Annotated in this window: 12 protein-coding genes and 1 tRNA gene; 5 read left to right on the top strand and 8 right to left on the bottom strand. The window is 45.0% G+C overall.

Annotated features, from left to right (window positions below):
- Positions 1–12: 12 nt before the first annotated feature.
- A complete protein-coding gene (locus tag ACRD7P_RS05285; RefSeq protein ID WP_430906471.1) occupies positions 13–2175 on the bottom strand; it encodes a S9 family peptidase in 2163 nt (720 codons plus the stop codon).
- Positions 2176–2296: 121 nt separating this feature from the next.
- On the opposite strand from ACRD7P_RS05285, the gene ACRD7P_RS05280 reads away from it, so the two are divergent.
- Both ACRD7P_RS05280 and ACRD7P_RS05275 read left to right on the top strand, forming a co-directional pair.
- On the top strand, positions 2297–3646 hold the full coding sequence (locus ACRD7P_RS05280) for a hydroxymethylglutaryl-CoA reductase, degradative (RefSeq protein ID WP_430906614.1): 1350 nt from the start codon (positions 2297–2299) through the stop codon (positions 3644–3646).
- Entirely contained in the window at positions 3646–4557 is a 912-nt protein-coding gene (locus ACRD7P_RS05275; RefSeq protein ID WP_430906470.1) for a GYDIA family GHMP kinase, read from the top strand. Before ACRD7P_RS05280 ends, ACRD7P_RS05275 begins: the two co-directional genes overlap by 1 nt.
- A 69-nt stretch (positions 4558–4626) precedes the next feature.
- On the opposite strand, the gene ACRD7P_RS05270 is transcribed toward ACRD7P_RS05275, so the two are convergent.
- From ACRD7P_RS05270 to ACRD7P_RS05240, 7 genes are all read right to left on the bottom strand, one after another.
- Positions 4627–6744 carry a peptidylprolyl isomerase gene (locus ACRD7P_RS05270; RefSeq protein WP_430906469.1) on the bottom strand — a complete coding sequence of 706 codons (2118 nt, stop codon included), beginning with the start codon at positions 6742–6744 and terminating at the stop codon, positions 4627–4629.
- A 122-nt stretch (positions 6745–6866) separates the two neighbouring features.
- Positions 6867–8093 carry a hemolysin family protein gene (locus ACRD7P_RS05265; RefSeq protein WP_430906613.1) on the bottom strand — a complete coding sequence of 409 codons (1227 nt, stop codon included), beginning with the start codon at positions 8091–8093 and terminating at the stop codon, positions 6867–6869.
- Between the two features lie 62 nt (positions 8094–8155).
- A complete protein-coding gene (locus ACRD7P_RS05260; RefSeq protein ID WP_430906468.1) occupies positions 8156–8359 on the bottom strand; it encodes a hypothetical protein in 204 nt (67 codons plus the stop codon).
- The gene (gene lptC, locus ACRD7P_RS05255; protein ID WP_430906466.1) at positions 8356–8955 is read right to left on the bottom strand and encodes an LPS export ABC transporter periplasmic protein LptC; all 600 of its coding nucleotides are present in this window, start codon (positions 8953–8955) and stop codon (positions 8356–8358) included. The genes ACRD7P_RS05260 and lptC overlap by 4 nt, the downstream gene beginning before the upstream one ends.
- Before the next feature lies 1 nt (position 8956).
- Positions 8957–10327, bottom strand: a complete 1371-nt coding sequence (locus tag ACRD7P_RS05250) for a tetratricopeptide repeat protein (protein WP_430906465.1) — start codon at positions 10325–10327, stop codon at positions 8957–8959.
- A 36-nt stretch (positions 10328–10363) separates the two neighbouring features.
- A complete protein-coding gene (locus ACRD7P_RS05245; RefSeq protein WP_430906464.1) occupies positions 10364–11647 on the bottom strand; it encodes a hypothetical protein in 1284 nt (427 codons plus the stop codon).
- Positions 11648–12376, bottom strand: coding sequence for a type III pantothenate kinase (locus ACRD7P_RS05240; protein WP_430906463.1), 729 nt, complete (start codon positions 12374–12376; stop codon positions 11648–11650).
- Positions 12377–12524: 148 nt separating this feature from the next.
- Between ACRD7P_RS05240 and ACRD7P_RS05235 the strand changes: the two genes are divergently transcribed.
- From ACRD7P_RS05235 to ACRD7P_RS05225, 3 genes are all read left to right on the top strand, one after another.
- Positions 12525–12597, top strand: a tRNA-Phe gene (locus ACRD7P_RS05235).
- Positions 12598–12638: 41 nt separating this feature from the next.
- Entirely contained in the window at positions 12639–12926 is a 288-nt protein-coding gene (locus ACRD7P_RS05230; RefSeq protein WP_430906462.1) for a GIY-YIG nuclease family protein, read from the top strand.
- Between the two features lie 143 nt (positions 12927–13069).
- A complete protein-coding gene (locus tag ACRD7P_RS05225; protein WP_430906461.1) occupies positions 13070–13516 on the top strand; it encodes a DinB family protein in 447 nt (148 codons plus the stop codon).
- Positions 13517–13639: the final 123 nt, after the last annotated feature.

Raw genomic sequence — 13639 nt, 5'->3', positions numbered from 1 at the left:
GGTGTTTTGGGGTTAAAGGTTTTCTTTTATAAAATCGGTCATCTTGTTGTAGAGGTGTATTCGGGTATTTCCACCGTATATGCCATGGTTCCTATCGGGGTAGATGGCCCAATCGAACTGTTTATCGGCCTGGATCAGCGCCTCCACCATTCGCATACTGTTCTGTACATGCACATTGTCGTCGCCCGAACCATGAACCAGTAGGTAGTCGCCCTTTAGTTTTTCGGGATAGTTCAAAGGAGAGTTGGTATCATAACCGGAGGCGTTTTCTTGTGGCGTTTGCATATAACGTTCCGTGTAAATGGTATCGTAAAACCGCCAGCTGGTGACCGGGGCCACCGCTATGGCCATTTCAAAGGTATCGTTGCCCTTTAAAATACAATTGGTCGACATAAAACCCCCATAACTCCAGCCCCAAATACCGGTACGTTCGGCGTCGATATAGGGCTTCTCACTCAACTTTTGCGCCACGGCGATCTGGTCCTCCACTTCATACTTGCCCAGTTCCTTTTGGGTCACCTTTTTAAAATCGCGTCCTTTAAAACCCGTTCCCCTGCCATCTACGCACGCTACAATGTACCCTTCCGAAACGAGACTTTGATGCCAGTAATCGTTGGCTCCTCCCCATTTGTTCGAAACATTTTGAGAGCCTGGTCCGCTGTATTGATATAGCAGCAACGGATATTTTTTGTTGGCATCAAAATTTTTCGGTTTGATCATATACATGTTCAAATCGTTTCCATTGATCGCGATGGTGCCAAATTCCTTTGGGCGCATCTCATAACCTTCCAATTTCTTGGACAGCGCCTCATTATTACGGATCTCTGTCAGCATTTTACCCGTTAGGGCTTGGTGCAGCGTAAACCGATATGGACTGGTAGCGCTGGAATGGGTATTGATAAAATAAGTGAAATCGGCACTAAAGTCGGCACCGTTCGTTCCCGGCGATACCGCCAATTCCTTTTTTTCCTTTCCACCACTGGATACGCTATACACCCCCCGGTTGATGGAACCGTTCTCGGTCGATTGATAGTATACCCGATCCTCGTTCTGGTCATAGCCGTAATAGGCGGTCACCTCCCAAGGGCCTTTGGTAACCTGAGTAATCAGTTTTCCATCTTCGCCGTAGTGGTATATGTGTTTGTTCCCGTCCTTTTCGCTCGTCCAAATAAAACTATCGTCCTCCAAAAAGGTAAGGTCGTCGGTAATATCGATATAGGCCGCATCTTTTTCTTCCAAAAGTACGGATACCGTATTTTTCTTTGCATTTACATCATATAACTGCAAATGGTTCTGATGCCTGTTCAGTGCCTGTACGCTCAAATGGTCGGGATGGTTTCTCCATTTGATCCGCGGAATATAGTGGGGATTCCCCAACGGGACCTCCATTGTTTTTTTTGATGCCAAATCGAACAAATGCAGGCTTACTTTGGCATTTTCCTCACCTGCCTTGGGATACTTGAACACATAAGGTTTTTGGTAAAGCTCGGCGCCGTAAACATCCATTGAAAACTCGGGAACCTTGCTCTCGTCTAAACGAAGAAAAGCGATTTTAGACCCATCGGAATTCCATTCAAAGGCACGTACAAAGGCAAACTCCTCCTCATACACCCAATCGGTAACCCCGTTGATAACACTGTTTAGCACCCCATCGGTCGTTATTTGTTCGGTGTTCCCCGTGGCAATGTCAAAAACGTACAGATCATTCTCGGCAACATAGGCCACCTTTTTACTGGAAGGGGATAGCAGGGGCTCCCTGATCGGAAAGTCCGCCACTTTCACCGTGGTTTTGGTTTTCACATCATATACGTAGTATACGCCCAGCGTTGACCGTCTGAAAACCGGTGTTACATTTGTCGCCAAAACTATTTTAGATTCGTCGGCACTGAAGGCATATGCCGAAAAAGTTTCAATTCCCTCCAAATCGTCGGAGGAAACTACTGTGGCGGTTTTGGTCTGGGTGGTATAGTCATATAGGTCAATGGTGCTTTTCCCCCTAACAAGATCGGCCGTCAAAATAGTATACTGTTTTCCATTTTTCGAGGATCGAAGGGCTTCCATGCCCTGTGTAAGAAATGCACCTTGATAAATTTCTTCTACCGTTATTTTCTTTTGGGCCTGTACGGAACCAAAAATGCTGCACAACAGTAGCAATAAACCTGTTATTTTTTTCATTCGGAATCGCGGTTTGTTAAATCTGTCAAGTTTAGTGATAATTTTAGGAATAAATAAACTTTTAGCATAAAAACAAGCGCTTTTGTTAGCGGTTTCAAAATCGGGCGAAACCGACACGAATATGTATCTTTGGCAACAAAACCAAGACCCTATGACCCAACCGATACAGGGGTTTTCCAAACTGGACAAAGCGGCAAAAATCGATTGGCTGGCCACGCATTTTACGGGTGACCCCGAGGAGGCCAAAAAAGTGTTGGCACAGTACTGGAACACCGATCGGCAATTACAACAGTTGCACGACGAGTTTATTGAAAATACCATCTCCAATTTTTACCTTCCCTTGGGAATTGCCCCCAACTTCAAGATCAACGATCGGTTGTACGCATTACCGATGGCCATTGAGGAAAGCTCCGTAGTGGCGGCCGCCAGTAAAGCGGCTAAATTTTGGCTTGATCGCGGCGGTTTCAAAGCCCGGGTATTGGGCACTCAAAAGATAGGACAGGTACATTTTATGTTCGATGGCGCCCCGGAAAAACTAGATGCTTTTATCGAATCGATCCAAGAGGTTTTTATCACGGACACCGCTGCGATCACCAAAAACATGGAAAAGCGCGGTGGCGGCATTACGGGAATCGTGCTTCGCGACAAGACCGCCGAACTGCAACATTACTACCAACTACACTGCACCTTTGAAACCTTGGATGCCATGGGCGCCAATTTCATCAACTCCTGCTTGGAGCAATTTGCAGAAACCCTTCAGCGAGAGGCAAAAACATATCGGCCTTTTACCGCTGACGAAAGTACTATTGAGGTGGTCATGAGCATTCTGTCCAACTACGTTCCGGAATGCCTGGTACGTGCCGAAGTGGAATGCCCCGTTTCCGAATTGCAGCTACGGCCCGATATTTCCCCAGCGGTTTTTGCGGAAAAAATGGTCCGAGCCGTTACCATTGCCGAAATAGAGCCCCATAGGGCGGTCACCCACAATAAGGGCATTATGAACGGAATAGATGCCGTGGTCTTGGCGACCGGTAATGATTTTAGGGCGGTAGAAGCAGGCGTTCATGCCTATGCCGCCAAAGACGGCCGTTATCAAAGTTTGACCCATGCTTCGGTTACCGACGGTATCTTTTCCTTTTGGATCGAAATTCCTTTGGCCTTGGGAACGGTCGGTGGGCTTACCTCCCTTCACCCCTTGGTAAAACTGGCCTTGGAAATTTTGGGCAACCCATCGGCAAAAGAGCTGATGCAACTTGTGGCAGTCGCAGGCCTTGCTCAAAATTTTGCCGCGGTAAGCTCGTTGGTCACTACCGGTATACAGGAAGGACACATGAAAATGCATCTGATGAACATCTTAAATCAGCTCCATGCAAATGCCGAGGAAAAGAAAGTGTTGACCGCGTATTTTAAAAAACATACCGTAACCCACAGTGCCGTAGTTTCGGCCTTTGAAAAATTGAGGCAACCATAATGGAGCAAAAATTTTATGGTAACGGCAAACTACTGCTATCCGGGGAATATGTCATCTTGGACGGTGCAAAGGGACTTGCGCTGCCTACCAGATACGGACAAGCATTATCGGTAAACGAAAACCGCTCCGGACTGCTCCGTTGGAAGAGTCTCGATCCTAACGGACTCCCTTGGTTCGAAGGCGAATACGATTTAAACGGCCTTTTGGAACGCTCCAATACCAACACCAAAACGGCCGAGATGTTGACCCGAATACTGCGGCAAGCGCAGGCCTTGAATCCAGATTTTTTGACCCGTGCCAACGGATATGAGGTGAAAACGCTACTAAGTTTTCCTAAAAACTGGGGGTTGGGCACCTCTTCTACCTTAATCTATACCCTTGCCCGCTGGGCCGACATCGACCCATATCAGCTTTTAAATGCCACCTTTGGCGGTAGTGGTTATGATATTGCCTGTGCCGGAACGGACACCCCGATCCTATACCAAATTGAAAATAATGTTCCGAAAGTCGAGTCCATCGCTTGGGACGTACCCTTTAAGGACCGCCTCTTTTTTGTATACCTCAACCAAAAAAGAAACAGCAGGGAAGCCATTGCAATGTATCGAAAACGTGATATGGATCATGGGCTTATAGCCGACATCAGCAGTATAACGGAACAACTTACAGTGGTAGAACGGCTATCGGAATTCGAACGGTTGCTGAGCGCCCATGAAAACCTCATTTCCAAAGCCTTGGATATCGCCACGGTTCAACACCTATTGTTCGACGATTACCCGCATGCCGTTAAGAGCTTAGGTGCTTGGGGGGGCGATTTTGTGCTTGCTACCGGAGATGCGGCGACAAGCCCAACCTATTTCAAAGAAAAAGGATATGACACGGTCATACCCTTTTCAAAAATGATCTTATCTTAAACGCCACCGTATCCTAACAAAGGAAGTATAGCTTGCCATATACCATTTCTGGTGTTAGGCTTTCGTTCCTTAGTAAAAGGTACTACGCTTGTCGGTGATTTCCGCTTTTTCCTTTAAGGCCTCCACGACTGCGGTATTTACCTTTCCCGAACTTGAATTTCGCAAGGTATTGGCATAGGTACTATAGTTGTCCAGTTTTATCGGCGCTTCCCGTTTTGCAACGGTCACCATAAACACTCCCGAGCTCCCTTCCAACAAGGAAGAGGTCTCCCCTTCTTTCATCGCGAATGCGGTACCGACCACACTTGGTTCTTGTCCGGCTCCCGGAATAGTAGGCGATTTTACCGTAACCGCGGTTGCATTGGATACCGTGAGGTTATTGTCCTTTGCGATGTCCTCCATGGACTTTCCTTTGTTAGCGCTGATAATCTGGGCCGCTTTTCTTTCTTTCCTTAATTTGGGAAGCACGGTAGCCGAAGCATCTTCAACGGTCATCAACCCTTCATCGAACTTGTTGGTCAATTGCACTACGGCATATCCGCTATTGATGTTAAAACGCTTGATGTCGCCCAAGCCCGTTTCAGGATTGAACGCCCATTGTACGATATTGCGCTGTGCATCGAGTCCCGGTAGGTTTTCGTCCATTGCCTTTACCTTGTTCACTGGCCGTACCGTGTATTCTTTCTCTTTTGCAAAGTCGGAGAAAGGCGTATCGCTTGCAATTGCCTCCAACTCAAAGTTGGTAGCATCGGTAAACAATTTGTTGATGGTTTCTTCGGAAGGTTCCACTTCCCTTGCCAAAGTAGCTATCTGTACCAGATCACGCTTGTCGTCGACCTTTACAATATGAAAACCAAAATCGGTTTCCACCAATCCGATGGTACCTACGGCATTATCAAAGGCAAAATCGTTGAACTTAGGGGTCATTACCCCTTCTTTAAAATAACCAAGGTCCCCTCCGTTCGGTGCAGAAGGTCCGTCAGAATTGTCCCTTGCCAATTCCACAAACTTTACGTCCGTTTTTTTAGCTTCGATCAAAAGTTCCTTTGCCTTTTCCTCAGCTTCTTCCTTTGTTCTTTTGATTTCGGGCTTCGCTCTTTCGGCGCCTTCGTAAGTGATAAGGATATGGCTTGCCTTAACGCTACCGTTGGGCTTTCTACCGGTCATTTTCGTTACCTTAAAAAAATCTCCATCCCGATAGGGACCATAAGTTTCCCCTACGGCCAAGGTCATTAGCGTATCGGCGAACAATTGTGGCAAGGCCTTCTTTTCTTTATAAATGCTATCGAACTTTATATCGGACTTCCGATCCAAAAAGTCGGCTATGTTGGTCGTGTTTCGAAAACCGGCCACGGTATCGGTCAAACCGGTAAGCTCACTATATTCGATACTGTCGTCCATTAATTTGAGTACCTCGTCCTTAACTGCATTTACATCGGCATCCGAAGGTTTTTCCTCAAAATAAACGAACTGTATGTCCCTTGCCTCTTCCTGTTTGAAATCGTCCTTATGCTCCTCTATGTAGGCCTGTATCTCACTTTTATTGATGGTAATGCTACTGTCCGGAATGGAGGTGTAGGGAACCCGAACATATTTGAGGTCCATTTTTTCATTGGCCAACCGATACTCGAATTCGCCTTCCTTTAATGTAGCGCCAACTCCCGACTTGATCAGGTTAAAATAGGTTTGCTCTTTGGCTTGTTGAATGATCTGTTTTTCGGTCTGCAACCAAAGATCATATCGGCCCGGCTCGTTGTCCCTCCAATTGGCGACCGCGTTACGGAATACATTTTCATCAAAAACACTCTCGGCATTTTGGAATTCGGGGCTTTGTGCATAACCCGATGTTTTTAAGAAATTTAAAATTTGGTCCTGCTCTATGGAAACGCCCAAATCCTGAAACTGTTCCTCCAAAATACTGTTACGTACCTGTTGGTCCCATACCCGGTTCACGATCTGCATGGAAGAGGTGCCCGGGGGCGAGCTCCGCTGCACCGTTTCTACCTGCTGGCGAAATTCGTCAATGGAGACTTCTTCCCCATTTATTTCGGCCACGGTTGACCCTACCTTTTCACCACCAAAACCACTGCTGGTAAAAACTCCTGAAATTACAAATGCAAAAAGCGCCAACCCAATGATCAAAATCAATATGGTGGTACGCTTTCGAATATTCTCTAAAATCGCCATGACGGGGTATGTTTAAAATCAGTTGGCGAAAATACTATTTTCTTTTCAATTATTAAAGCCTAAAGTTTTAAGTTTTACGGGGTTTACAATTGAAAAACAGCATCAAAAAAAGGTGGGAACCCTTACTCTTTTTCAATAATTTCCATCGCCACCAAATCTATTTTGGTGTTGGACACTTCAAGAACGGTAAAGGCAAAGGGAGGTATTTTGATTTCGGAGTCCTTTTCAGGTATTTCGCCGGTTTCGTTTACGATCAATCCCCCAAGGGTTTCGTATTCGTCACTTTCGGGAAGTTCCCACTTATAGGTTTCGTTCAAATAATCGACCTCCAAACGGGCGGACAGCTTAAACGTGTTCTCGCTTAACCGCTCCTCTATCAAATCGGTAGTATCGTGCTCGTCCTCTATTTCACCGAAAAGCTCTTCAATGATGTCCTCGACGGTCATTATTCCGGAGGTGCCCCCATACTCGTCGAGCACAACGGCCATGCTCTTTCGTTTTTTTACCAAGATGTTCAAAATATCGTGGATCAACATGGTTTCGGGAACGAACTCTACCGGCAGCAGAATGCTTTTTATGGTTTTTGGCTTTTTGAAAAGTTCGTAAGAATGCACGTAGCCAATAATATCGTCTATGGTATCCTTATATATCAATATTTTGGAATAGCCGGTTTCCGAAAAGAGCTTTGCCAAATTCTTGGGGGATTCGTGCAGCTCTACCGCGGTTATCTCCGTTCTGGGAACCATAACTTCCCGTGCCTTGACCTCGGCAAATTCCAGGGCATTCTGAAAAATCTGTATTTCGCTATCTATCTCATCTTCTTCCTCAACGGTTTCCATTTGTTCGGTAATATAGTCCCCAAGTTCCATTTTGCTAAATGCCAATTGCACCTCGTCGCCCTCAGTTTTAAAGAATACCTTTAAAATAACATCGGAAACCTTGATAACAAAATCGGAAAGAAAGGAGAACAGCACATAAAAGAGATAGGCCGGTACCGCCAAAATACGCAATAAGGTGTTCGAATAGATTTGGAACAATACCTTGGGAAGAAATTCGGCCGTTAAAAGAATCACTAGGGTAGAAATGACCGTTTGTGTCAACAAACTGAAGTCGGTCAGCAGCCAATGTAACATAGCATTGTCGGAACGCATCCCTTGAAACATATCCACCAACATATCGCCCATGTACAAGCCATATATGACCAAGGCAATGTTGTTACCGATCAACATGGTGGCGATAAACTTAGACGGTTTTCGGGTGAGGCGCGTAAGTACCTTTGCCAAAAAGCCCTCTTGCTTTTTCTCTATTTCAATATGGATTTTGTTGGCGGAGATAAAGGCAATCTCCATTCCCGAAAAAAATGCGGAAAACAACAGGGACAATACAATAATGACCAATGCGGTTTCCAAAACTATTGTTGGTTTTCGCGATTACGTCGCTCAAATTTTTGTCGGAAGCTTCTTCGAAAGAAAAACATACCGATGGAGACCACCGCAAAAAACAAAAAGAGATACGCATTATTGCGGTCAATGTTCCAATCGGTAAATACCCGATAGGCAGCAAAAACCGCCACCACCAAATAAACGTATTCCGTATACCGTAAAATTTTAATCATTCTTTCTCTTCTTTAATCGTCATAAGCCCGTAGGTCCTATGCGCGTTGAAAAAACTTAAGTCCTTATTAAAATCCATTCCCTCCCCATCCATAATGGTTCCATCCTCGGGATTGGTAAAGGTAAATTTTTCCTGGGTAAAAATCCATTCGTTGTCCTGATCGTAATACAATTGTGGCGCCTCCAGTTTTTTACCGTCGTGGGTAATGACCACAACGTTTCCCTGTAAATCGATAATATTCGTGGCGGCATAGATAATGCCGTAGTCCGATACTATGGTGTTCCTATTTCCCTGGCTATCGAAAAGAACCACTTTTAATCCGTCCGGAAAGGTACGGTAAGGGAACTCCAAATTGTCAAAATTTTTACTTAGGGGACTGGTCAATACCGCGATTACCTTTGAGGAATCGGTATCCTCAATTTTAAGGCTTTCCAGGGTTTCGGTGTAGGTAAGCTCAAAATTTTCGGCGATCCCTTGCGGAAACACTTGTGGAATGGCCTCTTCGCCTACGCGCTCGTATTTGTCCTTACAGGAAAAAAAAAGCACCGCCATAATTCCTATGACGATGCTTTTAACATATGTTTTTGTTTTCGACATTTTATAAACTGGGCACTTTTACGCTGCCGCCTACCCAACAACTGAAGGTTACGGTCTTCCCTGCCATGCCTTCGGTAAAAATCATTTCCTTGGTAGGGGCCTTAGCGGCGTAGCTTGTAGCCGATGTGCTGGCGCGACCGCTCAACGAGGGATCTACCCTACCGGCCTTTCTGGCCATTTCGGCCGCTTTCCAATAAATGGCGCGCTTTTCAAAGGATGTTTTCCCACAGGCATTGGCGCTGGTAGCATATAAATTGGCGATCAACAAATACGCCTTTCCGTTCGCCGCATTGGCATTTATCGCCTTTTGCGCATAAGAACGTGCCGTAGATTTACTGCCTCTTCGGTAAATGGTCGCTACCTTGTAAGCTATGTTCGATTTTTTATAGGAATCGGTTTCTAATTCCAACGCCTTGTTAAAGTCGGCCACCGCACCTTTAGTGTCTCCTGATTTTAATTTAAGTTGTCCTAAATACAAATAAATATCAGCAGATGGATCTAGGTTCTTTTGCTCTTCAACTAATTTTACAAATAATGGGTCGTCGATACATTCTTTTTGGAACATTCGGCTCACCGCTCGCTTTACCCACTTTACGTCGCCCTTCTTTTCTTCAAAGCTCTTCTGATACAACGGAATAAGGTTGTCGCACTCGGCCAATTGGCCTAATTTGGTATCGATACTACCGCTGATCTTACCGTAGTTTTCCGAGTAGCTGTTATAGGACTTTAACCGCTTTTTCTCTTTGGAGGTCAACGTGCCCTCTTCTTCCTTCGGCAACAATTTTGCAATCCGATCGGTGAATTTTTTATTTTCTTCTTCGATCTTTTCGGTAACGTCATCGTATACATCGAACACTTCCTGTAATTCTTTCTCACCGGTGGCGTTCAAATCTACAAGACTGGAGAAATAAAGATAAAGTGCCTTTGGGTTGGTGAAGTTTTCCCGATCTTCCTTAAAAGCATGATCCAAGGCAGCATAGATTTCACTGGTCGAAATCATTTTGTTGTCGTACTTCATGAGTACTTTATCGATTTCCCCTTCGGCCATTTTGGCTTTTTTAGGGAAGTACTTCATACTATTGTCGGTCAATTCCAGAAAATCGGTTATGAAACCTTCTTTTTCGGCACCACTGGATTTTTTGATCTTGTCCTTAAGAATACGTTCTCCGTAAACGAAGGTCGCCCAGTTTAATTCGGGACATTCATCGTATACCATTTTCCATGGCTTATACGCCGCATCATAGTTTTTGACTTTGGCATGTTCTACGAATATGGAAAGGTTTGTAGTACACTCCGCGTTGGCTGCCTGAGCGTTACCGATGCCCATAATCCCCAAAACTAACATCGCCGTGAAGTAAATTTTCGTTTTCATCTGTTCGGTTTTAAATGGTTAATGTAATAATTTTATTTAATTTATCTTTCTTTTCTGAAACCAAAGGTCGTTGAAAGAGAAGCCGATATTGATTTTTAAATAACTCTCTTCAACCAGGTCATTGGCGGTAGTACCCCTTCTTCCCAGTTCGAAACCAAGGTTCAAATTGGAGTACTGCCCTCGCCCTAGCGGTAGACCAACTCCAAAAGTTATGCCAAAGTTATTGATGTCCCTATCGCTTACGACCAAACCTGTTTTATCATAACGAACTCCCGCACGGTAGGTCACCCGCTTCAAATAACCGTTAAAGGCGTCGTAATCGGGAACGATAAAGCCCCCGAACGAAATGGAACTGGCATCGCTATAGCCCACGTTTTCAACATCTAAAAATTCGTTGGAAAAATCACCAAATTGCTGAAAACTGTACTCCGCACCCAAAAACCATTTTTTATCTTCCCCGTAACCGACACCCATAGTAGTGGTAGCGGGAATTTTCAAATCGGTCCGTAGCAGCCCTTCCGCTGCCAAATCCACATCAAAAGCCTCAATCTCTTGGTCTATCGAACTTAAAAAGGACCCTAATCGCCTAGTATTTTCAGAAGTTAGGTTCGCCTGAGTGTTCACTCTGGCGGAAACGAACAACCGATGTTTGTCGTTCACCTTAGGCGTGTAGTAGGCCGCAAAATTAAAGTCCAATCCGTTTACCCTGGAGGTCCGTTCGTCCCTAGTTCCAAATTGAACGTCCTGTATGCTCTGTACCCGCTGACTTTCCAGCTTTCCAAAATTAAAATTCGAAGTGGCACCGATGCTGAAATTCTCAAAAAGCTCATATCCCACGGATAGATAGACCCGATTTAACCCGCCTTCTCCCGTAAACAAGTTGAGTACGCTACCATCGTTACTTTCGGTCAAGAGATTATAGCCCACCGATGAGTAGGGCGCGATACCAAAACCGACACCCAGACCATTGCCCAAGCCAAAACCTAGCGACAGATAATCCAAATTAGTGGTAGCGCTGCGTGCGCTTTCGGTAAAACTTTCTATTTCTACTTGCCGGTTGGATATTCCCGCGGCATATACCGCGAGCCCTAAGCCATCGTTCAGTGAGACCTTTAACTTGCTATAGGCCGCAGGGTTCTGTAAGTTGATATGGATACTGTCACCGTACACCCCTAAAGAACCCATCATTTGATTTTCAACGGTACCAAAAGATCTTGGGTCGCCAATACCAAAAAAGGAATAAGGGGAAACCGTGCCGTTTTGCGCACAAAGTCCTGTAGCTGCGAGACATACTACAGCAATCACAATTTTTTTTACCATTTAATGCTTGTTGTATTCCAGTAAATGATTCAACCCGGATAGGAGAAAATTGGAATCCGCAAATATGGTATTTTTTAATCGTTTTGACAAAAATTGAGCATTGCCGCCTGTTAAAATTACTGTTAAATCTGAAAAACGACTTTTATACTGTAAAACGAAACCATCTATTTCATGGCAAAGTCCGTTCAAAACTCCGCTATGGATGCTATTCTCGGTGGCGTTACCGATAAAATCGGGAATCTCCATTGGCTCCAACAAGGGCAAGCGCGCCGTTTGGGTATGCAAGGCACGATACCGCATTTGCAATCCGGGTGAAATGGCCCCGCCCAAATATTCACCGTAGTCGTTCACCATATCATAGGTAACACAGGTCCCCGCATCCACGACCAATGTGTTCCCATTGGGGTTGTAGTAAAAAGCAGCGGTCGCCAAGGCCACTCGGTCGGCCCCCAAGGTACCGGGAGTGGCATAGGAATTCTTAAAAGGGGTTTTGGTAGCGGGACTCAACTGATGTAACCGGCAGTATACGGACAACAAGGTTACCGTTTTAGGTGCTAGGACATTTACACTGGCCAAGATCGCCCATTCTATCCTTGGGTGTTCCTCACAGATTTTTTTCACCGTTTCCACGATTGTCCCTAGGGGCGTTTCTTGGCGATGTACGAGCTCGTTCCGTTTAAAAACGGCGTACTTTACCAGGGTGTTTCCCACATCGATGATCAAATTCATACTGCAAAGATTATAAATTGAAAAATACCACCCTCCGCTTTTTTTACTTTTTTGTTTGGATATCGCAAATTTGAAATTATATTTGCACCCCTTTCAAGGAGGTATCGCGAAAAGCAATAGAAAGTGGAAGGAAAATATAGTATGGTAAGGTACCTTAGCTCAGTTGGTAGAGCAACGGACTGAAAATCCGTGTGTCCCTGGTTCGATTCCTGGAGGTACCACAAGAAATCCCCGCTTTTCGCGGGGATTTTTGGTTTTTGAGATGCATTACCTTTATATCCTTTACAGCAAAAAGGCCGACAGATATTACGTCGGCGAAACACCGGAGCTTGATAATAGGCTGCGCCTGCACAACCAACACCATTTTAAAAAGGGGTTTACGAAAGCGGCGGACGACTGGAAAATTGTGTTGTCCAAAGAATGCGGTTCCAAACGGCCCGCGGTCTTCCTTGAAAGGTTCATCAAAAGAATGAAGAGCAGAAAATTTATCGAAAAGGTGTGCAACGATCCAACGATCTTGGACGATATTTTATCAAAAAAACAAAAATAGCCCTGGTTCCCCCGAAGCGTCGGGGCTGGAGGTACCACAAGAAATCCCCGCAAAAGCGGGGTTTTTTGGTTTTAAGAATGCTACCTTTAACCAACTATTTATTCTTTTTAGTTAGATTTTAAGAAAACCGGGGTCAAATAGCCATGTTAAAAACCACCTTAAAAATACTGTTCAATAGAGACTTGGATAGGCTTTACCAAGAAATCGCCGCCTATACAAATGAAAAAAAACTTTGGGAAATAACTGCACAGATCTCCAACTCGGGGGGTACGCTTTGCAAGCATCTTCTTGGCAATATGAACGCCTTCATCGGGGCCGAACTTGGGGATACGGGCTATGTGCGGCGGCGGGAGCTTGAATTTGATGGAAAACCGGTTTCAACGACCGACCTTTTAGCGCAAATAAAGACGTTAAAGCATACCGTAGATGAAACCTTAGAGCGATTGGACGAAACTGCACTCGATCGGGAATACCCGTTGGTCGTATTTGAAAAACCGATGACGACCGGCTATTTTTTGATGCACCTGACCACGCATTTGACCTATCATTTGGGACAGATCAATTACCACAGAAGGCTCTTGGACCTCTAAAAATAATGTATATTTAGCTATGAGCTACAATGAGGATGGCTTTGCATTAAAGGGTGGTTTTTCAACGACCCCTTGGTAAAGTGACCGCGGTAGCCATTTCAATAACCCTGCAACCATTCCTTT

This window comes from Maribacter sp. 2-571 (assembly GCF_050589625.1).
Classification (GTDB): Bacteria; Bacteroidota; Bacteroidia; order Flavobacteriales; family Flavobacteriaceae; genus Pelagihabitans.
This window is presented reverse-complemented; position numbering and strand designations above follow the sequence as displayed.

Bases quoted from the DNA above. Each gene is read 5' to 3' on its own strand.
- ACRD7P_RS05285 (WP_430906471.1), bottom strand. From the start codon at position 2,175: ATGAAAAAAATAACAGGTTTATTGCTACTGTTGTGCAGCATTTTTGGT.
- ACRD7P_RS05280 (WP_430906614.1), top strand. From the start codon at position 2,297: ATGTATCTTTGGCAACAAAACCAAGACCCTATGACCCAACCGATACAG.
- ACRD7P_RS05275 (WP_430906470.1), top strand. From the start codon at position 3,646: ATGGAGCAAAAATTTTATGGTAACGGCAAACTACTGCTATCCGGGGAA.
- ACRD7P_RS05270 (WP_430906469.1), bottom strand. From the start codon at position 6,744: ATGGCGATTTTAGAGAATATTCGAAAGCGTACCACCATATTGATTTTG.
- ACRD7P_RS05265 (WP_430906613.1), bottom strand. From the start codon at position 8,093: ATGGAGATTGCCTTTATCTCCGCCAACAAAATCCATATTGAAATAGAG.
- ACRD7P_RS05260 (WP_430906468.1), bottom strand. From the start codon at position 8,359: ATGATTAAAATTTTACGGTATACGGAATACGTTTATTTGGTGGTGGCG.
- lptC (WP_430906466.1), bottom strand. From the start codon at position 8,955: ATGTCGAAAACAAAAACATATGTTAAAAGCATCGTCATAGGAATTATG.
- ACRD7P_RS05250 (WP_430906465.1), bottom strand. From the start codon at position 10,327: ATGAAAACGAAAATTTACTTCACGGCGATGTTAGTTTTGGGGATTATG.
- ACRD7P_RS05245 (WP_430906464.1), bottom strand. From the start codon at position 11,647: ATGGTAAAAAAAATTGTGATTGCTGTAGTATGTCTCGCAGCTACAGGA.
- ACRD7P_RS05240 (WP_430906463.1), bottom strand. From the start codon at position 12,376: ATGAATTTGATCATCGATGTGGGAAACACCCTGGTAAAGTACGCCGTT.
- ACRD7P_RS05230 (WP_430906462.1), top strand. From the start codon at position 12,639: ATGCATTACCTTTATATCCTTTACAGCAAAAAGGCCGACAGATATTAC.
- ACRD7P_RS05225 (WP_430906461.1), top strand. From the start codon at position 13,070: ATGTTAAAAACCACCTTAAAAATACTGTTCAATAGAGACTTGGATAGG.